Here is a 24991-nt window from a genome sequence, read left to right as displayed (position 1 = left end):
TGCGTTCGATGCGTCGTCGGTGGCTCGGCGGGGCGGAGCACCGACGAGGGGAGCGACACGAGATGGCGCTGCTTTCCGACGGCGGCCCGGAGTTCCGGCTGCTGGGGCCGCTGGAGGTCCGCGTGGCCGGCCGCCGGCTCCCGCTCACGGCCCCCCGGCTGCGGTACGCCCTCGGAACGCTGCTGCTCCACGCCGACCGCACGGTCTCCGTGGACCAGTTGGCCGACGGCGTGTGGGAGGACCGGCTCCCCGCGGACCCCGCCAACCAGGTCGCCGTCTGCGTGTCCCTGCTGCGCCGCCGCTTCGCGCGGGCGGGCGCGCCGGACGGCCTCATCCTCACCACCCCGCCGGGCTACCTCCTCAGCACCCGCGGCGCGGAGCTCGACACCGCCCTGGTCCGCCGCCTCGCCGCCGAGGCGCGCGTCCGCGCCGGGGAGGGCGAGCGGGAGGAGGCCGCCGGGCTGCTGCGCCGCGCGCTGTCGCTGTGGCGGGGGCCGCTCCTGGAGGGGACGAGCCGGCGGGCCTGGGCGCCGGAGGTCCGCGCCTGGGAGGAGGAGCGCGTGGCCCTCCTCGCGCGGTGGGCGGAGCTGGAGTTGGCGCTCGGCCGGTACGAGGCGCTCACCGCGGAGCTGAGCGCCTTCGTCCAGGAGCGCCCGTTCCTGGAGCGTCCCCGCGCCCAGCTGATGACCGCGCTGTACCGCTCGGGCCGGCAGGCCGACGCGCTGCGGCTGTACCGGGACGGGGTGCGGCTCTTCGACGAGGAGCTCGGCGTCGCCCCCGGGCCGGAGCTGCGCCGGCTCCACGAGGAGATCCTGCGCGGCACCCTGCCCCCGCACCCGGCGCCACCACCGCGACCGCCCGCGCCGCCGCGTCCGCCCGCCCCGGCGGTCACGCGCCCCGCCCCCGGCCCCCCGGCCGCCCCCGACGCCCCGGACGGCGCCGCGGCCGCCCCGTCCCCGCCCCCATCCCCGTCCCTGTCGGCGCCCCCGGCCCCGACCCTGCCCCCGCCGCCGGTCGGGCCCTGTCTGCTGCCCGGCGGCGTGCCCGAGTTCGTCGGGCGGGAGCACGAGGCGGCGGCCTTGGCCGCCGTCCTGGCGGAGGCGCACACGCCCGGGGAGCGCCGTGCCGATCCGGCCGGCACGGGGCCCGCCAGGGCCGGGCACGTCCCGGTCGCCGAGGTCGTGGGCGCGGGCGGCACCGGCAAGACCGCGCTCGCCCTCCACGTCGCCCACGGGTGCCGCCCGGCGTTCCCCGACGGCCAGCTCTACATCAACCTCCGGGGTCTGCACACCGATCCGGTACCGCCCGAGGAGGCCCTGGCCCGCTTCCTGCGCGAACTGGGCACCCCGGGACCCGCCATCCCCGACGGCCTGGAGGAGCGCGCCGAGACGTACCGGGCCCTGCTCGCCGACAGACGTGTGCTGATCATCCTCGACGACGCGGCGTCCGCCGCACAGATCCGGCCGCTCATGCCCGGCACGGGCAGCTGCGCCGTGGTGGTGACGAGCCGCTCCCGGGTGGCGACGTCGTTCGCGGCCCGTGTGATCGAACCGGGCCTGTTCACCCCGGAGCAGGCGCTGGAGCTGCTGGCGCGGATCGCCGGTCCCGACCGGCCCGCCGTGGAACCGGAGGCCGCCCGCCAGCTCCTGGAGCACTGCGGCCGGCTCCCGCTCGCGGTGAGCATCGTCGGCGCCAAGCTCGCGGCCAAGCCCCACTGGACGCTCGACCGGGCCGCCACCCGCCTCGCCGACGAGCAACGGCGGCTGGACGAGCTGGAGTACGACAGCCTCGCCGTCCGGACCAGCGTCGCCCTCTCCTACCGCGGCACCGGCCCGGCCGCGCGGCTGCTGCTGCGCCGGCTGGCCGTGCTGGCCCCGCCCGACTTCGCCGACTGGATCGCCCCTCCCCTGCTCGACGCCGCGCCCGACGAGGCGGAGGCGGCGGTGGAGGAGCTGGTGGACTCCCGTCTGGTCGACGTGGTCGGCACCGACCGGGCGGGGCAGCTGCGCTACCGGGTGCACGAGCTCGTGCGGCTCTTCGCCGCCGAACAGGCCGCCGGCTCGGAGACGGAGGAGTCCCGCCGGGCCGCCCTGGCCCGGACGGCCGCGGCGGCCGTCACATACGCCGAGACGGCCCACCACCTGGTGTGCGGCGGCGAGTTCACCGCCGTGCGCAGCCGCTCGGCCCGGCCGCCCGCCGGAGCGCCGGACGGTGCGGGCGCGCCGCCTGCGGACCCGCTGCGCTGGTACGAGGCGGAGCGGCTGACGCTCACCGCGCTGGTCCGCCAGGCGGCGGGCCACGGGCTGGACGGTCACGCCTGGGACCTCGCGGCCGTCTGCCGCTGCCTGTTCCGCACCCGCGGTCACCACGACGACTGGGCGTCGACCCACCGGCACGCCCTGCGCGCCGTGCGCGGGGCGGGCAACCGCCGGGGCACGGCGGCGATGCTCCTCGGGCTCGGCGAGCTGCACCTGGCCCGGCGCCGGCACGCCGAGGCCGTACCGCTGCTGGAGGACGCGCACCGCGCGTTCGAGGAGGCGGCCGACGCGTACGGCGCGGCGCTCGCGCTGCGCGAGGCGGCACGCGCGGACCGGTACCAGGGCCGGTACGAGCGGGCGCTGGAGCGCTGGGCGCGCTGCCTGCCGGCCCTGCGCGCCGCCGGTGACGAGGAGGCGCGGGCGCAGGTGCTGCGGTGGACCGGGCAGACCCTGCTGGAGCTGCGCGACGTGGACGGCGCCGAACCGTACCTGCGGCGGGCGGAGGAGATCACGCGCCGGCTGCACGGGCGGGCCGCGGACCGCTCGCGGCTGGCGCCCGCGGCCCTGCTGCGCGGCCGGGCGCGGCTGGTGGAGGCGGAGGCGCAGTACCGGCGCGGGCTGGAGTCGGCGCGGGCCTTCGGGGACGTCGTCGCGGTCGGCCACGCCTACTTCGGGCTGGGCGGGATCGCCCTGGAGCGGGGCGACTGGGCCGGGGCGGAGTACCTGCTCGACCGGTGCGTGGAGCAGGCGCGCACCGTGCGGGACCCGCTGCTGGAGGCGGGCGGGCTGTTCTGCCTGGCCGCCGCCCGCGGGCACACCGGGGACCCCGACGCCGCGTACGTGCTGCTGAAGCGCTCGGCGGTGCTCAGCCTCGCGCTCGGCGCGCCGGTGCGGTACGCGCGCTGCCGCTACGCGCACGCGGCGGTCCTGGTGGCCCGGGGCGGTGATCGCGCCACGGCGGAGGCGCTGCGCGCCGAGGCGGACGCCGCGGTGGCGGGCACGGGTTCCGCGCTGGCCGCGGCGGCGTTCCCCGGCGACGGCGTCGCGCATTACCCGCTCGTTCCCTGACCGCAGCGGCGCACTCGGCGCCCCGTCGCCGCCCGTTCACCGGCGGCCGGAAACGCGGCCGGAAAGGGGGTCTGTCGATTCGGTTCCTCCTCGATGTCAGCTCCGTCGCCGCTGGTCGGACCAGGTTTGGCGAAAATTGGCACATGCATCTTGAACGTGCTTGCCGCTCGTTTTCCGAACTGCTCATGATGGATCGCGAATCCGCGGGTCCGAAAAGGGACCGCGGAAAAGGAGCGTTCGCGCATCCGGAATGCGACGGGTATTTCCCCGACCGGTGCGCGGCGCGCGGAGAGCCTCGGGGAAGGGGCGGTCGTGGGGCGGGACGGCGGGGACGGCGGGGACGACCAGGACAGCCGGGAGGGCCGGCAGGGCCGGGACGGCGGGGATCGCGCGGCGGGCGGGCGCCGCCGCGGACCGGGGGCCGCGGCCGCCGTGAGCGTGGCGCTGATCACGGTGCTCACCTCCCTGCCCCTGTTCCTCGTGGGGGCGACGAGCACGCTGGTCAACCGCGAGCTGGGGTGGGACGCCGGGGACACCGGGCTGCTCCTCGCGGCGTACTGGCTGTCGTCGCTCTCCGGTGCCTATCTGAGCCGGCGGGTCGACACGCCGGTGTCGGCGGAGACGACGGTCGGTTCGGCCGCGCTCGTCACCGCCGTCGGCCTGTCGGTGGCGGCCTGGTGCGGCGGCTGGGGGCTCGCACTGGGCACCGCGCTCGGCGGGCTGGTCTACGGCTACACCCAGCCGCACACGAACTCCCTGCTCATGCAGCGCTGTCCGCCGTCCGCGCAGGGGTTCGCCTTCGGTCTGAAGCAGGCGGCCATCCCGGCGTCGACGCTGGTCGGCAGCCTGGCCGTGCCCGCGCTCGCCGTGCCGTACGGCTGGCGGGCCGTCTTCACCGCCTCGGCGGTCGTGTGCGTGGCCTACGCGCTCCCCGGCCTCGTCGTGCGCCGTCGCGGGGCCGCTGGACGGCGCGGGCCCGCGGCCCCGGCACCGCCGCTGCGGCTGAACGCCCACCTGATCGGGCTGGCCGTCGCCGGGCTGTGCGGCGCGATGGTGGGCAACGCCCTCGGGGGCTTCCTCATCGCCTCCGGTGTCCACGAGGGCATGGCGCTGACCTGGGCGAGCCTCCTCGCCGCCGCCGGCTCCACGACCAACATCGCGGTGCGCCTCGTCGCCGGGATCGTCGTCGACCGGGGCCGGTACGCGCCGCGCGCCCTGCTGTGGCAGCTGTACCTGGCGGGCGCCGTCGGCACGCTGCTGCTGGCCGTCGGCGGCGGCCCGTGGGTGATGACGGTGGGCGGTCTGCTCGCGTTCGGCGGCGGCTGGGGGTGGGCGGGACTCCTCCACTACGTCGCCGGGGCCGCCTTCCCCGGGCGGGCGGCGCGGGCGACGGCGGTGACGCAGATGGGCGTCTCGCTGGGCGGCGCCACCGGACCGATGCTCTTCGGACTGCTCGTCGACCACGCCGGCTGGGGCGCCGCCTGGCTGATGCTCACCGCCGTCGGCACCGTCGCCGCGGTCGTCGTCCGCCTGCTGCGCGAGCCGCCCGACACGGCGGCCCCGGCCACGGCGGCGGCGCCCCCCTCGACCACGCACACCAGGAAGTGAGGCACCGTCATGACCTCCACCGCCCCCGAGACCTCCGCCCCCGCGCCCACCCGCTTCGTGACGAGCCGGCGCGAGCGGTCGCTGCGCGACCTCACCACCGAGCAGCGCAGGAGCCAGATATCCGACGGCCACCGGCTGATCCGCGCGGTCCGCGCCCGGCCCTTCCAGCTGTACACCGCCCGGCGCCACGCCACCCGCGCGGTGACCCTGGACGCCGAGGAGTGGATGGCGGGCGTCCTCCCGGCGATGCGCGCGGCCGTCAGCCGCACCGCGTCGGCGCGGCTCGACACCGCCCTGGCGCGGGCCCGCAAGCGGATGGCCGAGTACGGGGTGAAGCGCGTCGGCTCGGCGGAGGCCGTGGCCGAGGCGCTCTCCGACAACAAGTGGTTCCGCACCCAGCGCGAGCACGTGGGGCGCGCGGAGCTGCGTGACCGGGTGCGGGACGCCCTGGCGCACGGCGAGCCGGTGGAGCTGGTCTTCCCCCTCTTCTCCCGCAAGCCGTTCTCCCCGGTCAAGAACCGCGGCGTCGCCCCCGACACCGCGGAGCTGCACTCGCTGGCGCGGTGCGCGGCGCTCGCCCACACCGTCGCGGCCCTCTCCCCCACGGGCTGCCGCTTCAGCGTCGTGGCGGACGGCCACAAGTACAACCGCGCCTGCCGCACGCCCGACGCGGTGGTGGACGCGTACCAGGACACCCTGCGCCGGTGGGTGCGCGAGCTCGACGCCGAGGACGTCCTGCGCGTGGTGGACTACGAGGAGTGGGTCGCCGGCAGCCTCGGCGCCGCCGACCTGCGCGAACGCGAGGAGTACTACCTCCGTCAGGCGGCCGCCCTGCACGAGCGGCACGGCCGGCGCTTCTCCCCGGCCGCCCCGCGCGACAGCCTCGCGCGGCTGGCCGACGGGGGCGGCACCGGGCAGCAACTGGCGCACACCTTCTGGTCGATCGCGACGTCCGTGCACTACACGGCGCTCGGCACCGGTCACACCGGCCTCCCGGACGGCCCCTGCTACTCCGACGGGTACCAGGAGGCGTACGCGCAGTACGTCGCGCACCTGGGGCGGCCGTTGACGGGGACGGGCCCGGTGACGGGCCCGGACGGACAGCGGCCGGCCGCGCCGTACGGGCGCACCGCCGCGGATCCGGCGCTGCACCACGCCCTGCGGGAGGAGGCGTGGCGGGCCGCCTGCCGTTACGTGGCGATCTCGCTCACCGACCGGGACCTGAACCTGGTGCGGGAGACGGCGCCCCGCGCGGTGAAGCTCACCATCCACGGGAAGCCCGGTGAACTGCACTTCACGACGGCGGCATCGCGCGACGCGAACATGACGGCGCAGCACTCGACGGGCGGATACGCTCTGCTGGACGGTCGAGCCAGGCCCACCTTCCGCTACCGCATCGAGCGGGAGGCCGCCGGGGAGACACCGGTTCTGCTCCACGGCGCGGCCGACCGCGCCGAGCGCGAGCCGCACTTCCTGCCGCTGGCCCGGCTGGAGCGCACACAGCAGCCCGTCGCCTACGTGGACGACCCGGCGCCGCTGCTCGACGGCACCTTTCCGCATCTCCTGGAGGCCCTGGAACTATGACGACCACCGCGACCTCTTCCCCCCGGCCCGGCCGGATAGTCAGCGGCAGCGGACTGCCCGCGCTGCTCAGGGAGAGCCCCGACGCCATCCCCTTCGTCCCGCAGACCCCCGACCCCTGCTGCGTGCTGACGGTCGATCAACTGCGCGGGGAGCTGCTGCCGCGCTGGCGCGAGGGGGTGGAGCGGCAGGCCAAGGCGATGGTCCGGCGTTCCCGTGGCACCCTGGAGGTGCTGACCGGGGAGACCCTGTACGACCGGCTGGACGACCCGGCGCACCGGCGGGCCGCCCTGGTCGCCGAGTTGTTCCGCAACCACCAGATCAGCGCCAACGCGGGCCGACTGGACTCCCGGGCGCTGCAGCGCCGCGTGGTGGAGGCGCTCGCGGAGTCGGAGCCGCTGCGCTTCGAACTCGCGTGGGGCCAGGCCAAGCGCACGGTCGGCGGGCTGAAGACGCACGGGCAGTGGGCCGACCTCGCCGAGGTGTACGCGGTGGGCCGGGTGCTCGCGCTCGTGCTGGCCGCCCGCGAGCTGGCCGAGGACGACCGGATCGGCATGACGGTGTACTCCGGCGGCAACCGGTTCGCCAAGGCCCTGTACGCCCGTCCGCAGGCGTTCGCGGAGTACGACGCGCAGCGGCAGCGCATCGCCGCGGCCCTGGTGGGCCCGGGCGTGGCGGAGTTCCTGGACTACGCGGCGGTGATGCGGTCGGACGCGGCGGAGGACGAGCGCCACGAGGAGCGGGTGGCCCGCCACCTGGCCGCGCTCACCGACGAGGACGTCGCCGGGCAGATGCCGGTGATGCTGTTCAACGTCGACTGGCCGCAGGTGCTGCCGCTGGCCGCCGGCGGTGAGGCGCCGCACGGCGTGCCCATGGCTCCGCACGTCGCCGAGTGGCTGCGGGAGGCGCCCGACGAGCGGGTACCGCTGCTGGTGCGGGCCGCGGTGACCTGCGCGGTCTCGCCCGCCGCCCAGGCCCGCTGGCTGGAGGTGTTCGGCGACCGGCCGGAGGTCCTGGAGGACGCCATCGCGTTCGTCCTCGCGGTGGGGCGGGCAGCGGCCGCCCGGTACACGGCCATCGCGCGGGCCGACCGGGACGCGCCCGGCCGGACCGCCGGTCCGCACACGGTGCGGCTGACGGTGCACGAGAAGACGGACCGGCCGGAGGTGCCGGCGGTGCTGACCCTCGGTGTCCGCGGCGGCGCCCAGCTCTCCCAGCACGTGGTCGCCCGGGTGTCCCCGGACGCGCCCGTCACGTTCGCCTCGGTGGCGGAGACGCAGGTGCGGTCGCCCGAGGCCGCCCCGGTGCTCCTCGCCGACGCCACCGCCGCCCCGGGCACCGCAGACGAGGGCACCGCCACGCCCGCCACGACCGCCGCCGGGGCCGACGCGGCCGCCGCCGACCTCTTCGACTGGCTCGTCCGCGAGGACCTGCCGCTGTGCTACGCCTCCGGGCCCGAGCAGGGCGTCCTCCGGGCGCTGGCCCAGGTCCTCGACCCCGACCACGGATGAGCGCCATGACCCTGAGCACCACCAGCCCCGCCCGCCTCGCCGAACTGCGGGAGGAGACCCGGGCCGCGTACGACGCCCTCGTGGCCCGCGGGCTCGCCCTCGACCTGACCCGGGGCAAGCCGTCCCCGGCCCAGCTGGACCTCTCCACCCCGATGCTCGACCTGGGCGGGGCCGAACTCGGCCCCGCCGGCGCGGGCGCCGACCACCGCAACTACGGCGGCCTGGCGGGGCTCGTGGAGCTGCGCCGGATCTTCGCCGGCGTCCTGCGCGTCCCCGTCGAGCAGCTCCTCGCCCTCGGCAACTCCAGCCTGGCGCTGATGCACGACACGCTGGTGCACGCGGCGCTCTTCGGCGTCCCCGGCTCCGAGCGGCCCTGGTCGGCGGGGCGGACGGCGGTGCTCTGCCCGGTCCCGGGGTACGACCGCCACTTCGCGCTCTGCGAGAAGCTCGGGTTCGAGATGATCCCCGTCGCGATGCGTGACGACGGACCGGACATGGACGAGGTCGAGCGGATCGCCGCCGCCGATCCGGAGGTGCGCGCCATCTGGTGCGTGCCCACCTACGCCAACCCGACGGGCGCGGTCTACGGCGAGGAGACCGTGCGCCGGCTGGCGGCGCTCGACGCGGCGGCGCCGGACTTCCGGATCCTGTGGGACGACGCGTACGCGGTGCACCACCTCACCGACGAGCCCGCGCAGGCGCCCGACGTCCTCGCCCGGTGCGCGGAGCACGGCCACCCGGACCGGCCGCTGGTCTACGGCTCCACCTCGAAGATCACCTTCGCGGGTGCGGGCGTGGCGTTCTTCGGGGCGTCCCGCACGAACGTGGAGTGGCTGACCGGCCACCTCGCCCGTCGCACCATCGGCCCGGACAAGCTCAACCAGCTGCGGCACGCGCTGTTCCTGCGCGACGCCGACGGACTGCGCGCGCACATGGACGCCCACCGCGCCCTGCTGCGCCCCCGCTTCGACCTGGTGGGGCGGGTGCTGCGCGAGCGGCTCGGCGGCCTGGGCGTGGCCACCTGGTCGGAGCCCCGGGGCGGGTACTTCGTCAGCCTCGACGTGCCGGACGGCTGTGCGCGGCGCACGGTCGAGCTCGCCGCCGGGGCGGGCATCCGGCTGACGCCGGCGGGCGCGACCTTCCCGTACGGCACCGACCCCCGCGATCGGAACATCCGGATCGCGCCGACCTACCCCGCCCTGGACGACCTGGAGCAGGCGATGGAGGGCCTCGCCGTCTGCGTCCTGCTGGCCGCGCTCGAACGGAACGCGGCGGCGCCGTCCAGGATCGTCCACGAAGACGAGCACGTCCCGCCCCCGGCGTGATGCTGGGGACCGGCCCAGACGACCGACAAAGGAGAGCCGACATGCTGATGGAACGTCAGGAATTTCGCGACCAGCTCGAGAAGACGCTGCACGAGAAGCTCACCCTGAACCACCCGATGTTCGACATCCTCTTCGACGCCGAGAAGAGCGAGCTGCACACGCTGCAGAAGGTGGCGCTCCAGGGCTACCAGCTGACGAAGCACTTCCTGGACTACATAGAGACGCTCTTCTACTTCTGCCCGAAGGAGGGCCGCCACAAGCGCCGCCTGCTCTTCAACCTCTACGAGGAGGAGACGGGCCGCATCTCGAAGACGAAGAACCACGTCGAGCTGATGCAGGACTTCATCCGCGCCATCGGCATCGACGACGAGACCCGCGATGCCGAGACGGCCCTGCCGAACACGCAGGAGCTGATCGACTACCGCATGAAGGCGTGCAAGAACCCGGAGACGTACCACATCGGTGCGGCCGCGGTGATGATCGCCAGCGAGGGCCAGAACCTGGAGACGCGCGGCGCCGAGGCCCGCGACAGCATCTTCAAGCGGGTGTACGGCCTGAAGGACGAGGACCTGCTGTTCTTCTCCGTGCACCAGGCGGAGGACGTCCACCACGTCCGCCACGGCCTGGACCTGGTCTCCGACATCTGCACCACGGAGAAGATGCAGGAGGAGGCGCTGTACGCCGTCTCCCACACCTGTGACCTCTTCTACAACATGTACGAGGGCGTCTACCAGGAGTACAAGGCCGGCCGGCTCTGACCGCGGACGACGGAGGAGCAGGGATGCCCGTGAAACAGCCGCCCGGGTCGTACTCCCTCGCCACGCACGCCGTGCGCGCGGGCCAGTACCAGGACCTGTCGGATCTCCACAGCGAAGGGCTCGCCCTCACGGCGAGCTACGTGTTCGCGGACGCCGAGGACGCCGCCGAGAAGTTCGCCGGCCGTCGGCCCGGGAACGTCTACATCCGGTTCAGCAACCCGACCACGGCCGCCTTCGAGGAGCGGATCGCGGCCATGGAGGGTGCCGACGCCGCGGTCGCGGTCGGCTCGGGGATGGCGGCGTACACGGCCGTGGCGCTCGGGCTGCTCTCGGCCGGGGACCACGTGGTCCTCGGTGACGGGATGTTCGGCACGACGCCCCGGTTCTTCCGCACGTACATGGAGAAGTTCGGGGTGTCCGTGTCCGTCGCGGACGTCCGGGACCTCGACCAGTGGCGGGACGCGGTCCGGGAGAACACCGCGATGTTCGTGCTGGAGACGCCGACCAACCCGATGATGCACGTCGCCGACCTGCGCGCGCTCTCCGCCCTGGCGGCCGAGCGGGACATCGTGCTGGTCGTCGACAACACCCTGTGCACGCCGGTCCTGCAGAATCCGCTGGCGCTCGGCGCCGACCTCGTCATCCACTCCGCCGCGAAGTACATCGACGGCCAGGGACGGTGCGGGGGCGGCGTCGTCGCCGGGCGGGCGGACCTGCTCAAGCCGGTGTCGGAGGTGCTGCGCACCGCCGGCCCCAGCCCCAGCGCCTTCAACTCGTGGGTCTTCCTGAAGTCGCTGGAGACGCTCCCGATCCGGATGCGGGAGCACTCGCGCAACGCGACGCTCCTGGCGGAGTGGCTGGATCAGCACCCGGCGGTGGAGGAGGTCTTCTACACCGGCCTGGAGAAGCACCCGCAGCGGGAGCTGGTCGACGCGCAGCAGTCCGGCCACGGGGGGCTCGTCAGCTTCACCGTGCGCGGGGACCAGGGGGACGCGTGGAACGTGGTCGACAGGCTGTCGCTCATCTCCCTCACCACGAACATCGGCGACACCAAGTCGATGGTCACCCACCCCGCGTCGACGACGCACGGCCGGATGTCGCTCTTCGAGAAGGAGCGCGCCGGCATCGCCCCCAACCTGCTGCGGATCTCGGTCGGCCTGGAGGACGTCTCCGACCTGATGGCCGACCTGGACCAGGCGCTGCGCGCCGTCGACGCCCGGTCGTCGTGACATGAAAGTGAAGCCGAACGGGGGCACCATGACCGATACACCCGACGTGACCGGCGGCTTACTGCGCATCGGGATCGTCGACCTCTTCTCACCCGCCCCGGAGAGCTGGGCGCGGTACATGTTCGCCACCGCCGTGGAGACCGCGGCCGGCCGGCTCGGCCTGCCCGTGGAGGTCACGGCGTACGGGGCGGACATGACCCGCCCGACCGCGGACTGCGGGATCGCCTGGGAGGACCTGCCGTCGCTGGACGGGCTGATCGTCACGGGCGGCGAGCCGCGCTACCGCGCGGTGGAGGCCGAACCGGCCCTCGCGGTGGTCGACCGGATCCTGGCGGAGACGGCGGGGAGGGTCGCGTCGACGGTGTACTCCTGCCAGTCGGCGCACGCGGCGCTGCACCTGCTGCACGGGCTGAGCCGCAGCCGCCTGCCGCACAAGCGGCAGGGCGTCTACACCCACCGCGTGCGCACCCGCGGCCCGCTCACGGCCGGTCTGCCGGACACCGTGCGCGTGCCGCACTCGCGGTGGAACACCATGCCGACCGAGGAACTGCGGCGCGTGGGCGTCACCGTCGCGCTGGAGACCGAGGACGGCGCCTGGTCCCTGGCGACCGGTGACGACGGGCTGCGGCACGTCTTCTGCCAGGGCCACCCCGAGTACCTGCGGGAGACGCTGCTGAGCGAGTACCGGCGCGACCTGCGCCGGTACGCCGGGGGCGAGGCCGACCACGTGCCGGACCTGCCGCAGGACTACCTGACGGCGGACGCCGAGGACACGCTCCTCGCGTACGCCGAGAAGCTCCGGGAGCAGCGCGACCCCGAGCTGCTCAAGAGCTTCCCCGACCGGGCCGCCGCCGAGGGGATCGAGGACGGCTGGCTGGCGGACTCACGGGCCTTCTTCACCGACTGGGTGCGGGCCCTCAACGATTCGAGAGAGCGGAGTGGGCACCAGCGTGTTGACATGGCACTGGCCCGTCGACGTACGGGCGCATGAGAAGGACCTCGCCAGGATGCTCGCGGCGAGCGCCGCGGACGACGGGATACTCGGCTACGCCGAGACCCCCTCGGAGGCCCAGCAGGCGGGGTTCGTCGACGGGGTCGAGCAGCTCGTCTCCGGCGGCGGCGGTCACCTCCTGATCGGCGAGGACGGCGAGGGGGTGGCGGCGATGTGCGTGATGAAGACCAACGGCATGCCCAACTGCCGCCACCTGGCCGAGGTGATGAAGGCGTACCTGGAGCCCCGGGTGCGCGGCACGTCGGCCGTCTACCAGCTGGTCGAGCAGGTCTGCGCCAAGGCGACGGAGGTGGGCGTCGAGACGCTCACCATCGACGTCCGGGAGGACTCCAAGGCGCACCGGGTGTGGTCGCGTTTCGGCTTCACCTCCTACGGCGTCCTCGACGACTACGCGCGCGTGGACGGGACGTCGTACCGCGGCCACTACATGCGCCACGGCGTCCGCGAGCTGGCGGCCTCCGTGGCGGAGCGGACCCGGGCGCGGTCCGGCGGGGCGGCCGTGAGCTGACTTTGCGTCAGTTCTCCCGTCCACCGGCCGGAACGGACGGGGCGCGCGGCGTCTGACCGCGTACATTCACAACCCACCGCACCACGGGCCCGGGACGCCGGCCACGACACAGGCAGGGAGAGACATGCCGCCCTTCGAGGAAGAGACCAGTACGCGCACGCCCGAACCGCCCCCGCCCGGCGGGCCCGCGGCGGCCGGGGCGTCCGGGCACGGGCGGACCCTGCTGTTCGTCGCCGTGGCCCTGGGCTTCGTCATCGCGCTGCTGTCCTCGTCGATCAAGAACACGCTCACGGCGTTCTACGTCTCCATGACGGAGGACTTCGACGTGTCGCGCGGCACGTTCGCGATCGCCCCGTCCGCGTTCATGCTGACGTACGCGGTCGCGTCGCCGGTGATGGGCTTCGTCGCCGACCGGTTCGGCGCGCGCAAGTCCCTCGCCGGCGGCCTCGTCCTCGGCGGTGTGCTCTTCCTGGCGGGCGGCTTCACCCAGTCCTTCGCCGTCTTCACGGTGGTCTACGGGGTGGGCCTGGCGATCTCGTACACGGCGATCTCGTACGTGCCGCTGGGCGTCCTCGTCGACGAGCTGTTCCCCCCGCACCGCCGGGGCGTCACCTACGCGATCCTCATGAACGGCACCGCCGTCGGCTTCGTGGCGCTGCTGCCCCTGTGGATCCAGCTGGACGAGGGGACGGTCTGGCGGTCGGTCTTCCGCTGGCTGGGCGTGGTCCTGCTCGTCGTCACCGTCGTCGCGCTGCTCGTCCTGCCCAAGGAGGGCGGCTCGGCCGGCGTCCCGGCGCAGGAGGGCGCGGCCCCGCAGCGCAAGTCCAGCCAGGGCATGCTCTCCGAGGTGCTCGGCTCGCGGGTCTTCTGGACGATCAGCCTCGCCTTCTTCGGCTGCGGCGTGACGATGGCCTTCGTCGACGTCCACCTGGTGGCCCACCTGGACCACATCGGCCTGGGCGCGAACGTCGCGAGCACCACGGTGGCGCTGCTCGGCGCCGCCGAGATCGTGGGCGCGCTCATCGCCGGCTACTACTGCGACCGCGGCCACGGCGTCAAGGTGCTCGTCCTCAGCTACCTGGTGCGCGCCCTGTCCCTGGTCATCCTCATGGCGGCGCCCACGGCGCTCGCCGCCAACGTCTTCGGGCTGCTCTTCGGCATCACCTACCTGGGCACCGTGGTGGCCAGCTCGATGTACCTGATCAACTCCCTGGACGCCCGCGCCAAGGGCCTCGCGCTCGGCCTCATGTGGTTCATCCACCAGATCGGCGCGTTCGTCGCGAGCGAGGGCGGCGGCATCAGCTACGACACGCTCCAGTCGTACGACCCGGTGGTCGTCTTCTCCGCGGTCATCGCGCTCGTCTCCACCGTCATCATCGCGGTGTGGCTGCCGCGCGTCCTGCGCGCCACCGCCGCTCCGGCCCCCGACGGGAAGACCGCGGACGCCGGAGCGTCCGACGGGAAGACCGCCGACGGCAAGGCGGTCGACGCGGGAGCCGCCGAGCGCTGACCGGCGCCGGTCACATCCCGTGGCCGTGCCCGTCCAGCTCCCTGCGCTCCCCCTGCTCGACCCCGGTCTCCGCCCCGGCGGGGCGGAGACCGGGCGCCACCACGCCGGCCAGCACGCCGACGTAATACGCCCAGAAGAACAACAGCACGAGCAGCGCGACGAAGCCGAACAACTGCCGCGGCGGAGCCCACCGGGAACTCGCCATCTCTCTCCCCCTCGAAGTCCCGCAGCCGGAAAAAGGTCTCGGTAACGCGATACTAGGCGGGCCGCCGCCGCCCGGGGAACAGCGCCCGACCCATTCCCGGCCCCCGCGCCGACACCCGCACGGCCCCGCTCCCGGCCGTATACAAAGCCTCCGGAAAATTCATCGGACCGCGGGAACCCGAGCCCTCCCCCAGCCGACCAACATCCCGTCGACCTACGGTCGGTGGACCGCCCGATCCCCTTCTCACCATGCGGATCACGGTTGACGCCGGCGGCGACGGGTACGGTACGGTGACGCGCAGTCGCGCATCAATCACCGGCCTTGACACTTCGGGGGAGGGAGCGGGCCGCGTGTCACAGACGTCGGAACTCGACGGAATTCGGACGCTTGACGAGTTCGTCATCCAGCTGCGTGCGCTGAAGATGCGAGTCGGCAATCCGTCCATCACCGAGATAACACGCCGCGTTCACCGCGACTGGCGGCGGGCGGGGCGACCGAGAAGCGAGTGGCCGGCCCGCTCGACCGTCGGGAACTGTTTCCAGACGGGCCGCCGTCGGCCGAATTCCGATCTTCTGCTGGCGGTGGTGCGCGCGCTGGCGATGGACGACCAGGACCTGCTCGCCGCGTGGAGCCGCGCGCTGCACGCGGCCCTCGGCGAGGCGGCCTCCGGCCCCGGCGTGCGGGTCACCGACAAGATCCCGCCGCCGCCCGACGGGACCCTCGTGCGCGGCCCCCTCCTGGACGAGGCGCTGCGCCTCATGGAACTCCCCGGCAATGGCCGCACCGTGGTCCTGGAGGGCCCGGTGGGCGCGGGCAAGAGCACCCTCGCGCACGAGCTCGGCCGCCACCTCGTCACCACGCGCCACGCCCGGGGCCCCGTCCTCGTCGCCGACCTCCACGGCACCCACCCGGCGGCGCCCCCGGCCACGCCCTTCACCGTCCTCGGCCACCTGCTGCGCGTCCTCGGCACGCCCATGGCGGACGTACCGGCCTCCACGGAGCGCCGCACCGTCCTGCTGCGCCGCCTCCTGGCGGGCACCGGGGCGCTGCTGATCCTGGACGACGCCTACGACGCCGAGCAGGTACGGCCGTTGCTGCCCGGGCCCCGCGCGGGCCACACCGTGATCACCACGCGGCGCCCGCTCGGCGGTCCGGGGGTCGGCGGACGCGTGCGGGTCCCGCCGTGCGAGACGGCCGACTCGCTGCGGATCCTGCGCGGCGCCGCGGGCGCGGGGCGCATCGACGCGGACCCGGTCGCCGCGACGCTGGTCAGCGAGGCCGTGGGCCACCTCCCGCAGGCGCTGGTGATCGTCGGCCGGCACATCGCCGCCCACCCCGACTGGCCGCTCGCCGACTACCACGAGCACGTCGTCGCCTCGCTCGCGCTGCGCGGCGGCATGGGCCGCGCCTTCGCCGCCTCCGAGCAGCGGGTGTCGCGCGACGCGCGCCGCCTGCTGCGGCTGCTGACCCTGCTGCCGGCCGCCTACACCGACGTGCGCACCGCGGCCCGCCTCGCGGGCACGAGCCCGCAGGACGCCGCGGACCGGCTCGCCGAACTCGTCACGGCCGGACTGCTCGAACACCTCGGACCTGGCCTGTACGGGCTGGGCAGGCTCGTCCACTCCTACGCCCGGGCCCGACTGCGGCTCGACGAGCCGGTGAGCCGGGTGCAGGAGGCCCTCGCCCGGCTGCACCGGCACTCCGCCCGCAGCGCGGAGGCCGTGGGCCGCTGAGCACCCGGACCCGGGCCCGTCGACGGGTCCGGGACGGGGCCGGGCGGGGCGGAGGCCGGGCCGGGCGGGGCCGCTACGGCCGGGCGCCCCGGCCGTCGACCTCGCACCTGTGAGGTACCGCGGCGTCCGGACCTCTGGTGACGCGGGTCCCACAGCGGCTCACCGCGGAGGACCACGCCGCTGCCGGAACGCGTCGAGGCGGAACGACCTGTCCGAGAAGATCGCGCGCGGCGCCGTCGCACTGGTGCTGACGACCGGCGTCATCACCGCCGGCGCCGCCACCGCCAGGCCGGCGGGCGGGGGGCGCCGCAGCGGGACTGCGCGGGCTGCAAGGTCGACCACGCATGCCTGTACCGGAGCCAGGCCGACTGTGAGGCCGGCCGGCCACCGGCGGTACGCCCGCGGGACCCACAACCTCAGCAACCAGGTCGGCGCGAAGATCGTCTTCGACGACCCGCACTCGGGCGCCGAGATCCGGATGTGCTTCGCCACAACTGCGCCGACTGCACGGGCGCATCGTCCACAGCTGGAGCCACCAGGCGATCGGCATCACGCCGGTGAACAGCGTCCGCCTCTTCGCGTGACGCGTCCGACGGGGTGACGGTCGCGCGGCACGCGGCACGCCGCCGGCCGCCCGACCCCGCTCCGTGGCTACAGTGAGGGCCTCCACGCGGTCCGTGGAGGCCCTCACCCCTGCCCGTACGCGCGGCGATAGGTTTCTGCCCGCGTGGCCGACGGTGGGGCGGGTGGGACTCGAACCCACGGCCGACGGATTATGAGTCCGCTGCTCTAACCGGCTGAGCTACCGCCCCGTGCGGCGCGTCGCGCACATTTGTGCGCGCCGTCTGCCGCAGCATAGCCGCTCATACGATCTCCTGCTCCGGATGGTCGGCAACGCACGTCCTCAAGGACTGCCGGGGCCCGCCGATGGTTCCCGACGCGCCGGAAGAAAAAGAGAGAGGGCCCCGTAGGACCCTCTCTCGTCACCGCTCCCCCGGCTGGACTCGAACCAGCAACCCTCCGGTTAACAGCCGAATGCTCTGCCAATTGAGCTACAGGGGACCGCGCTCCCCCGACTGGACTCGAACCAGTAACCTGCCGGTTAACAGCCGGCTGCTCTGCCAATTGAGCTACAGGGGATTGCTGCGTTGCACCGAACGTACCCACCGGGGGCTTCCCGGGCGGCGCTCGCTCGCTGCGACACATACATTAGCGCAAGCTGGGGGGTGCTCCGCCAATCGGTTCCGCCCCGGCCTGCCGGGTGTGACCCCCGCCCCCGCGGGCAGGCGGCCGGCAGCGACGCCTACGGAGAAGGGTGGCAGCCATGCGGTACAAGATCACGTTCGCCGTCGGAGCGGCGGTCGGGTACGTCCTGGGCACCAGGGCCGGCCGGGAACAGTACGAGAAGCTGCGCGCTTCGGCACGCCGGCTCTCGGCGAACCCCGCCGTGCGCAACGTCGCCGAGTCGGCCACGCAGACCGGCCGGCAGGTGGCGGGCCGGGCGTACCACACGGTGAGCGTGCGGGTCGGCGACCGGATGCCGGAGGCGGTCTCCGAGCGGGTCAGGTCGCTGCGGGGCCGCGGCCAGGGCGCCGAGGACGAGTGGGGCACGAGCAACACCTGACCCGGCCGGGCGCGGACGTTCCCGACGGGCCGGTTCCGGGTCGGAGTACGGCAGAATCTCCTTCATGGGGATAGTCGCCGGGTTGGACAGTTCGTCGGGTTCCACGCGCATCGTCGTCTGCGACGCGGACACGGGCGCCGTCCTGCGCCAGGGGTACGCCGCGCACCCCCTCGAACCGAAGGCGACCGAGGTCGACCCGCAGGCGTGGCTGCTCTCGCTCGGCGAGGCCGCGGCGGGCGGGCTGCTCGAAGGGGTGCAGGCCATCGGCGTCGCCGCGCAGCAGCACGGCCTCGTCCCCCTGGACCACCAGGGCGCCCCCGTGCGGGCCGCGCTCGTCGGCAACGACAAGCGGGCGCAGGTCGCGGCGGCGGACCTGGTCGAGTCGCTGGGCGGACGGCAGGCGTGGGCGGAGGCCGTGGGCTGCGTGCCGGGCTCGGCGCACCCCGTCGCGAAGCTCCGGTGGCTCGCCCGCACCGAACCGGAGGCCGCGCGGCGAATCGCCGCGGTCCTCCAGCCGCAGGACTGGCTGGTGTGGCAGCTGCTGGGCCGGCCCGCCCGGCGGACCACCGACCGGGGCGGCGCGTCCGGCACCGGCTACTGGTCGGCGGCGACCGGGTCGTACCGGCCGGACCTGGTCGAGGTCGCGCTGGGCCACCGGGCGGCGCTGCCCGAGGTGCTGGGCCCGGCGGAGGCGGCGGGCGTGACGCCCGAGGGGCTGCTCATCTCCGCGGGCACGGGGGAGACCATGGCCGCCGCCCTGGGGCTGGGGCTCGGCCTCGGGGACGCCGTGGTGTCGCTGGGGGCGTCCGGCTCGGTGATGGCGGTCCACCACACGGCGCTCACCGACGGCCAGGGCATGATCACGGCGTTCGCCGACGCCGCGGGGACCCACCTGCCCGTGGTCTACACGTCGAACGCGGTGCGCGCGCTGCGCGGCACGGCGGAGATGCTGGGCCTGGAGGGCCTGGAGGAGCTGTCGGCGCTGGCGCTGAAGTCGACGCCGGGCGCCTCCGGGCTGGTGCTCCTCCCCTACCTGGAGGGGGAGCGCACGCCGCCGCTGCCGCACACGGCCGGCACCCTGAGCGGGCTGCGCCGCGAGTCGATGAAGCCCGAGCACCTGGCCCGGGCGGCGTTCGAGGGCATGCTCTGCTCCCTCGCCGACGCGATGGACGTGCTGCGCCGGCGCGGCGCCGAGGTGCGGCGGGTGTTCCTGCTCGGTGCCGCGGCGGAGCTGCCGGCCGTGCAGGCGGCGGCGCCCGCGATCTTCGGCGCGCAGGTCGTCGTGCCGCAGCCCGCCGACTACACGGCGCTGGGCGCCGCCCGCCAGGCCGCCTGGGCGCTCGGCGCCGCGCACGGCACGCTCACCGCGCAGGCGCCGCCCGCCTGGCGGGGCGCCGCGGCGCAGGTCTTCGAGCCGGGCGAGGAGCTGGCGGTGGGTCAGGCGGTGCGCCAGCAGTACGGCGCGACCCGCGACCAGCTGCACCCGGGGGCGTTCGGCGCGTAGGGGCGCCGGGAGCGGAGGAGTGCTCGGCGCGTGGGCGGCTCGGCGGGAGGCAGCGGGCGTCCCGGCGAGCGGATCGGTGGGGCACCCCGGCGGACCCGGCCAAAACCCGGTCGTAACGCGGTGGGCCCGCGGGCGATAGTTGAATCCGTGCTCAGACAACTACTCCGCAACCACCTGGCGCCGTACCGGCGGCCCATAGCCTTCCTGGTGGCGCTCCAACTGCTGCAGACGGGCGCCACCCTCTACCTGCCGACGCTCAACGCCGACATCATCGACAAGGGTGTCGTGGTGGGCGACACCGGCTACGTCCTGACCTACGGCGCGGTGATGATCGCGGTGTCCGTGGTACAGGTCGCCGGCAACATCGGCGCCGTCTACTACGGCGCCAGGACCGCCGCCGCGCTCGGCCGGGACGTGCGGGCGGCGGTCTTCGACCGGGTGCAGTCCTTCTCGGCGCGGGAGCTCGGCCACTTCGGGGCGCCGTCGCTGATCACCCGCACCACCAACGACGTCCAGCAGGTGCAGATGCTGGTCCTGATGGCGTTCACGCTGATGGTGTCCGCGCCCATCATGTGTGTCGGCGGGATCGTCCTGGCACTCGGTCAGGACGTGCCGCTGTCGGCCGTGCTGGTGGCCGTGGTGCCGGTGCTGGGCGTGTCCGTCGGGCTCGTCGTGGCCCGGATGCGGCCGCTGTTCCGCACCATGCAGGAGCGGCTGGACACGGTGAACCGGGTGCTGCGCGAGCAGATCACCGGCAACCGCGTCATCCGCGCGTTCGTCCGCGACGCGTACGAACGCGAGCGGTTCCGGGGCGCGAACCGCGAACTGACCGACGTGTCGGTCTCCGCGGGGCGGCTGATGGCGCTGATGTTCCCGACCGTGATGACGGTCATCAACTTCTCCAGCGTCGCCGTGGTGTGGTTCGGCGCCCACCGGATCGACGACGGCGGGATGGAGATCGGCGCGCTGACCGCGTTCCTCGCGTACCTGATGCAGATCGTGATGGCCGTGATGATGGCCACCTTCATGTTCATGATGGTGCCGAGGGCCGAGGTGTGCGCCGAGCGCATCGAGGAGGTGCTGCGCACCGAGACGAGCGTGCGACCGCCCGTCGCGCCGCTGCCCACGCCGGCCGCCGTCCGCGGCCGGCTGGAGATCCGGGACGCCGACTTCCGCTACCCGGGCGCGGAGGAGCCCGTGCTGCGGGGGATCGACCTGGTGGCCGGGCCGGGCGAGACCACCGCGGTCATCGGCTCGACGGGCAGCGGCAAGTCGACGCTGCTGGGTCTGGTGCCGCGGCTGTTCGACGTGACGGGCGGCCGGGTGCTGGTCGACGGGGTCGACGTGCGGGAGCTGGACCCCGCGGTCATCGCCCGCACGGTGGGGCTCGTCCCGCAGCGGCCGTACCTGTTCTCCGGGACGGTCGCGACCAACCTGCGCTACGGGCGGCCCGACGCCACCGACGACGAGCTGTGGCAGGCGCTGGAGACCGCCCAGGCCGCCGACTTCGTCCGCGGGCTCGAGGGCGGGCTGGACGCGCCGATCGTCCAGGGCGGCACGAACGTGTCCGGCGGGCAGCGGCAGCGGCTGGCCATCGCCCGGACGCTGGTGCAGCGGCCGGAGATCTACCTCTTCGACGACTCCTTCTCGGCACTCGACTACCGGACCGACGCGCGGCTGCGGGCGGCGCTCGCCCGGGACACCGCCGGGGCCACGGTGGTGATCGTCGCGCAGCGCGTGTCGACGATCAGGGACGCCGACCGGATCGTGGTCCTGGACGAGGGCCGGGTCGTGGGGACGGGACGGCACGCCGAGCTCATGGCGGACAACGAGACGTACCGGGAGATCGTGCTCTCCCAGCTGACCGAGGCGGAGGCGGCCTGATGGCTCCTGGCGGACCGAGTGCGGGGGGCCCGGGCGACCGGTCCACCGACTTCAAGGGCTCCTTCAAGCGGCTGCTGGCGCGGCTGCGGCAGGAGAGGGCGGCGCTGTGGACGATGGTCGCGGCGGGCGTGCTGAGCGTGGCGGCGGCGGTGGTCGGGCCGAAGATCCTCGGCCGGGCGACGGACCTGGTGTTCGCCGGGGTCGTGGGCCGCGGCATGCCGGAGGGCGGTACCAAGGAGGAGGCCGTCGCCGCGGTGCGGGAGCGCGGTGACGACGGGCTCGCGGACATGCTGTCCGGGGTGGACTTCACCCCGGGCCGGGGCATCGACTTCGGCGCCGTCGGTGACGTGCTGCTGCTGGCGCTGGCGGTGTACACCGTCGCCGGGCTGCTCATGCTGGTGTCGACCCGGATGTCGATCAGGGTCATCAACAGCACGGTGTACCGGCTGCGGGAGGACGTGCAGGCGAAGCTGGAGCGGCTGCCGCTGAGTTACGTCGACCGGGCGCGGCGCGGCGAGGTGCTGAGCCGGGCGACGAACGACCTCGACAACATCGGCCAGACGCTCCAGCAGACCATGGGCCAGCTGATCAACTCGGCGCTGACGGTCCTCGGCGTGCTGGTGATGATGTTCTGGATCTCGCCGATGCTCGCGCTGGTGGCGCTGGTGACCGTGCCGTTGTCGGTGGTCGTGGCGGCGCGGGTCGGCAAGCGGTCGCAGCCGCAGTTCGTCCGCCAGTGGAAGGCGACCGGCCGGCTCAACGCCCACGTCGAGGAGATGTACTCGGGGCACGCGCTGGTGAAGGTCTTCGGCCGGCAGGAGGAGGCGGCGCGGGACTTCCGCGAGCAGAACGACGAGCTGTTCGAGGCCGGGTTCCGGGCGCAGTTCACCAGCGGGCTCATGCAGCCGCTGATGTTCTTCGTGTCGAACGTCAACTACGTGCTGGTCGCCGTGGTCGGCGGGTTGCGCGTGGCGTCCGGGACGCTGTCGATCGGCGACGTGCAGGCGTTCATCCAGTACTCCCGGCAGTTCTCCATGCCGCTGACGCAGCTCGCCTCCATGGCGAACCTGCTCCAGTCCGGCGTGGCGTCGGCCGAGCGGGTCTTCGAGCTGCTGGACGCACAGGAGCAGCCGGAGTCGCCGGCGCTGGAGCGGCCGGGCCGGCTGGGCGGGGCGGTGGCGCTGGAGTCGGTGTCGTTCCGGTACGAGCCGGACAAGCCCCTCATCGAGGACCTGTCGCTGTCGGTGGAGCCGGGGCAGACGGTCGCCATCGTCGGTCCGACGGGCGCGGGCAAGACCACCCTCGTCAACCTGCTGATGCGGTTCTACGAGGTCACGTCCGGCCGGATCCTGCTGGACGGCGTGGACGCGGCGCGCATGTCACGGGAGGAGCTGCGCTCCTCGATCGGCATGGTGCTCCAGGACGCCTGGCTGTTCGGCGGGACCATCGCGGAGAACATCGCGTACGGGGCGGCCGCCGGCCGCGAGGTGACGCGCGCGGAGATCGAGGAGGCGGCGCGGGCCGCGCACGCCGACCGCTTCGTCCGCACGCTGCCGGACGGCTACGACACCGTCCTCGACGACGAGGGGGCGGGGGTCAGCGCAGGCGAGAAGCAGCTCATCACCATCGCCCGGGCGTTCCTGTCGGACCCGGTGATCCTCGTCCTGGACGAGGCGACGAGTTCGGTGGACACGCGCACGGAGGTGCTGATCCAGAAGGCGATGGCGCGGCTCGCCCACGGGCGGACCAGTTTCGTCATCGCCCACCGCCTGTCGACGATCCGCGACGCCGACGTGATCTTGGTGATGGAGAATGGCTCCATCGTCGAACAGGGCACGCACGACGAGCTGCTGGCGGCGGAGGGCGCCTACGCCCGCCTGTACGCCGCGCAGTTCGCCGAGGCCGTGGCCGAGGTCGACTGACCGCACGTGGCAGCAAGGGGGAACGACATGACGACGGGCTCGGGACCGGAGCACAGCACACCGGAGGACGGGACGCCGGAGGGCACGCCCGCCCGGACACCGGACGGCACACCGGACGGGGGCCCGGACGGGGTACCCGCCGGCGGACCGGAACGGGCCGGGGAGGCGGGCGAGGCCGGGGACGCGGGGAAGGGCGGCGGGCTCGGGCTCGCGGTCGGCCTGCCCCTGGGCATCGCGGCGGGCCTGGTCTACGGGGTGGCCACCGACGACCTGGCCATGGGCGTCGCCTTCGGCGTGCCGATCGGCATGGTCCTCGGGGTCGCGTTCGGCGGCTCCACCCGCCGCGACCGCGGGGAGGCCGACGGGTAGCCGCCCGTGCGGCGCCCGTGCCGACCGGGCGCGGGCGATCAGTCGAGGTAGCCGCGCAGCTGTTCGGCGAAGGCGTGGTCCCGCAGCTTGCCGAGGGTCTTCGACTCGATCTGGCGGATGCGCTCGCGCGTCACGCCGAAGAGGCGTCCGATCTCCTCCAGGGTGCGGGGCCGCCCGTCGACCAGCCCGTACCGCAGCTGGACGACCTCCCGCTCGCGCTCGCCGAGCGTGGACAGCACGGCCTCCAGGTGCTCCCGGAGCAGCAGGAACGCGGCGGACTCCACGGGGGACGCCGCGTCGCCGTCCTCGATGAGGTCGCCCAGGGCCACGTCGTCCTCCTCGCCGACCGGCGCGTGGAGGGAGACCGGCTCCTGGGCGAGCCTCAGCACCTCGCCGATGCGCTCGGGCGGCAGGTCGAGGTGGGCGGCGACCTCGACGGCCGTGGGCTCCTGCCCGCGCTCCTGCAGCATCCGCCGCTGCACGCGCACCACCCGGTTGATCAGCTCCACGACGTGGACGGGGACGCGGATGGTCCGTGCCTGGTCGGCGAGGGCCCGGGACATCGCCTGGCGGATCCACCAGGTGGCGTAGGTGGAGAACTTGTAGCCGCGGGCGTAGTCGAACTTCTCGACGGCCCGGATCAGTCCGAGGTTGCCCTCCTGGACGAGGTCCAGCATGGTCAGGCCGCGGCCGACGTACCGCTTGGCGACGGAGACGACGAGCCGCAGGTTCGCCTCGATGAGGCGGCGCTTGGCCATGCGGCCCATGACGACGAGCGTGTCGAGGTCGTGCGCGAGGCGGGAGTCCGGGTCGGGGGTGCGGGCGAGCTTCTCCTCCGCGAAGAGGCCCGCCTCGACCCGGCGGGCCAGCTCGACCTCCTCGGCGGCGGTGAGCAACGGGATGCGTCCGATCTCCCGCAGGTACTGCCGGAACAGGTCGGACGACGGCCCGGCGGCCCGGTCCGCGGCGGAGCGCGCCGGGAGGTCCGGGACGACCGCCTCCGGCACGACCCCGTCCGGGACCGCGGTGTCCGGGACGACCGCCTCCGGACCCGCGGCGTCCGGGACCGCGGTGTCCCGGACGGCGCCCGTCAGCGCTTCGGGGTGGTCCTGCGGCCGGCCCACCAGGGGGATGACGTCGGCGACATCGGTCGGGGTCCGGGTCTGCACGGGGGCGACCTCCAGGTGATCGCTGCCGGTTCGGGGGCGTACGGCGGCGGGACGGCGCGGGCCCGCCGCGCGGTGCACCGTGCCGGTCCGAGGCTGCGCCCCCAGTGTGGGGTACGACACATGACCGCCACGAGGGTCGTGCGCCCACTTTTTGCGACCGGTGCGTGACGGCGCGACCACGGGTGGACACGGCCCCGGACGGGGCCGCGGGAC

The 24991-nt window shown here is 74.3% G+C and carries 18 protein-coding genes and 3 tRNA genes; 16 read left to right on the top strand and 5 right to left on the bottom strand.

Going from position 1 to position 24991, the window contains the following annotated elements:
* Positions 1–62 precede the first annotated feature (62 nt).
* The 10 genes from ACF053_RS07835 to ACF053_RS07790 all read left to right on the top strand — a co-directional run bounded on the left by ACF053_RS07835 (position 63) and on the right by ACF053_RS07790 (position 14368).
* Positions 63–3326 carry an AfsR/SARP family transcriptional regulator gene (locus ACF053_RS07835; protein ID WP_391953034.1) on the top strand — a complete coding sequence of 1088 codons (3264 nt, stop codon included), beginning with the start codon at positions 63–65 and terminating at the stop codon, positions 3324–3326.
* Between the two features lie 312 nt (positions 3327–3638).
* Positions 3639–4934 carry an MFS transporter gene (locus ACF053_RS07830; RefSeq protein ID WP_391953033.1) on the top strand — a complete coding sequence of 432 codons (1296 nt, stop codon included), beginning with the start codon at positions 3639–3641 and terminating at the stop codon, positions 4932–4934.
* 9 nt (positions 4935–4943) lie between these two features.
* Positions 4944–6518, top strand: a complete 1575-nt coding sequence (locus ACF053_RS07825) for an L-tyrosine/L-tryptophan isonitrile synthase family protein (protein WP_391953032.1) — start codon at positions 4944–4946, stop codon at positions 6516–6518.
* Positions 6515–8026 (top strand): hypothetical protein, encoded by a 1512-nt coding sequence (locus ACF053_RS07820; RefSeq protein ID WP_391953031.1) that lies wholly within the window; start codon positions 6515–6517, stop codon positions 8024–8026. The genes ACF053_RS07825 and ACF053_RS07820 overlap by 4 nt, the downstream gene beginning before the upstream one ends.
* A gap of 5 nt (positions 8027–8031) precedes the next feature.
* Positions 8032–9351, top strand: a complete 1320-nt coding sequence (locus ACF053_RS07815; protein ID WP_391953030.1) for an aminotransferase class I/II-fold pyridoxal phosphate-dependent enzyme — start codon at positions 8032–8034, stop codon at positions 9349–9351.
* 41 nt (positions 9352–9392) lie between these two features.
* On the top strand, positions 9393–10109 hold the full coding sequence (locus ACF053_RS07810; RefSeq protein WP_058942226.1) for a TenA family transcriptional regulator: 717 nt from the start codon (positions 9393–9395) through the stop codon (positions 10107–10109).
* 23 nt (positions 10110–10132) lie between these two features.
* Positions 10133–11338 carry an O-succinylhomoserine sulfhydrylase gene (locus ACF053_RS07805; RefSeq protein ID WP_391953029.1) on the top strand — a complete coding sequence of 402 codons (1206 nt, stop codon included), beginning with the start codon at positions 10133–10135 and terminating at the stop codon, positions 11336–11338.
* A 28-nt stretch (positions 11339–11366) separates the two neighbouring features.
* Complete coding sequence (locus tag ACF053_RS07800; protein ID WP_391953028.1) at positions 11367–12329, top strand: homoserine O-acetyltransferase/O-succinyltransferase family protein; 963 nt, start codon at positions 11367–11369, stop codon at positions 12327–12329.
* Positions 12289–12858: a GNAT family N-acetyltransferase gene (locus tag ACF053_RS07795; RefSeq protein ID WP_391953027.1), complete on the top strand. Its 570-nt coding sequence runs from the start codon at positions 12289–12291 to the stop codon at positions 12856–12858. Before ACF053_RS07800 ends, ACF053_RS07795 begins: the two co-directional genes overlap by 41 nt.
* Before the next feature lie 124 nt (positions 12859–12982).
* Positions 12983–14368 (top strand): MFS transporter, encoded by a 1386-nt coding sequence (locus tag ACF053_RS07790; RefSeq protein WP_391953026.1) that lies wholly within the window; start codon positions 12983–12985, stop codon positions 14366–14368.
* Between the two features lie 10 nt (positions 14369–14378).
* On the opposite strand, the gene ACF053_RS07785 is transcribed toward ACF053_RS07790, so the two are convergent.
* Positions 14379–14573: a hypothetical protein gene (locus ACF053_RS07785; protein ID WP_058942221.1), complete on the bottom strand. Its 195-nt coding sequence runs from the start codon at positions 14571–14573 to the stop codon at positions 14379–14381.
* A 350-nt stretch (positions 14574–14923) separates the two neighbouring features.
* Here ACF053_RS07785 and ACF053_RS07780 point away from each other — a divergent pair, with 350 nt between their 5' ends.
* The gene (locus ACF053_RS07780) at positions 14924–16306 is read left to right on the top strand and encodes a hypothetical protein (RefSeq protein WP_391953025.1); all 1383 of its coding nucleotides are present in this window, start codon (positions 14924–14926) and stop codon (positions 16304–16306) included.
* Between the two features lie 738 nt (positions 16307–17044).
* Here ACF053_RS07780 and ACF053_RS07775 read toward each other — a convergent pair.
* The 3 genes from ACF053_RS07775 to ACF053_RS07765 form a co-directional block, all read right to left on the bottom strand.
* Positions 17045–17118, bottom strand: a tRNA-Ile gene (locus ACF053_RS07775).
* Positions 17119–17295: 177 nt separating this feature from the next.
* A tRNA-Asn gene (locus ACF053_RS07770) sits at positions 17296–17368 on the bottom strand.
* Positions 17369–17373: 5 nt separating this feature from the next.
* A tRNA-Asn gene (locus ACF053_RS07765) sits at positions 17374–17446 on the bottom strand.
* Positions 17447–17630: 184 nt separating this feature from the next.
* On the opposite strand from ACF053_RS07765, the gene ACF053_RS07760 reads away from it, so the two are divergent.
* From ACF053_RS07760 to ACF053_RS07740, 5 genes are all read left to right on the top strand, one after another.
* Positions 17631–17930 carry a hypothetical protein gene (locus tag ACF053_RS07760; protein WP_058942219.1) on the top strand — a complete coding sequence of 100 codons (300 nt, stop codon included), beginning with the start codon at positions 17631–17633 and terminating at the stop codon, positions 17928–17930.
* A gap of 64 nt (positions 17931–17994) precedes the next feature.
* Positions 17995–19434: an FGGY family carbohydrate kinase gene (locus ACF053_RS07755; protein WP_391953024.1), complete on the top strand. Its 1440-nt coding sequence runs from the start codon at positions 17995–17997 to the stop codon at positions 19432–19434.
* Positions 19435–19581: 147 nt separating this feature from the next.
* On the top strand, positions 19582–21318 hold the full coding sequence (locus ACF053_RS07750) for an ABC transporter ATP-binding protein (RefSeq protein ID WP_391953023.1): 1737 nt from the start codon (positions 19582–19584) through the stop codon (positions 21316–21318).
* A complete protein-coding gene (locus ACF053_RS07745; RefSeq protein ID WP_391953209.1) occupies positions 21315–23240 on the top strand; it encodes an ABC transporter ATP-binding protein in 1926 nt (641 codons plus the stop codon). Before ACF053_RS07750 ends, ACF053_RS07745 begins: the two co-directional genes overlap by 4 nt.
* 27 nt (positions 23241–23267) lie before the next feature.
* Complete coding sequence (locus ACF053_RS07740) at positions 23268–23609, top strand: hypothetical protein (RefSeq protein ID WP_391953022.1); 342 nt, start codon at positions 23268–23270, stop codon at positions 23607–23609.
* A gap of 38 nt (positions 23610–23647) precedes the next feature.
* Here ACF053_RS07740 and ACF053_RS07735 read toward each other — a convergent pair whose 3' ends face one another.
* Positions 23648–24958, bottom strand: coding sequence for an RNA polymerase sigma factor (locus tag ACF053_RS07735; protein ID WP_391953021.1), 1311 nt, complete (start codon positions 24956–24958; stop codon positions 23648–23650).
* Positions 24959–24991 lie beyond the last annotated feature (33 nt).

The organism is Streptomyces kanasensis, from assembly GCF_043077165.1.
In the GTDB taxonomy this organism is placed as follows: domain Bacteria; phylum Actinomycetota; class Actinomycetes; order Streptomycetales; family Streptomycetaceae; genus Streptomyces; species Streptomyces changanensis.
The sequence above is the reverse complement of the archived record's forward strand: the minus strand, read 5'-3'. Positions and strand labels throughout refer to the sequence as shown.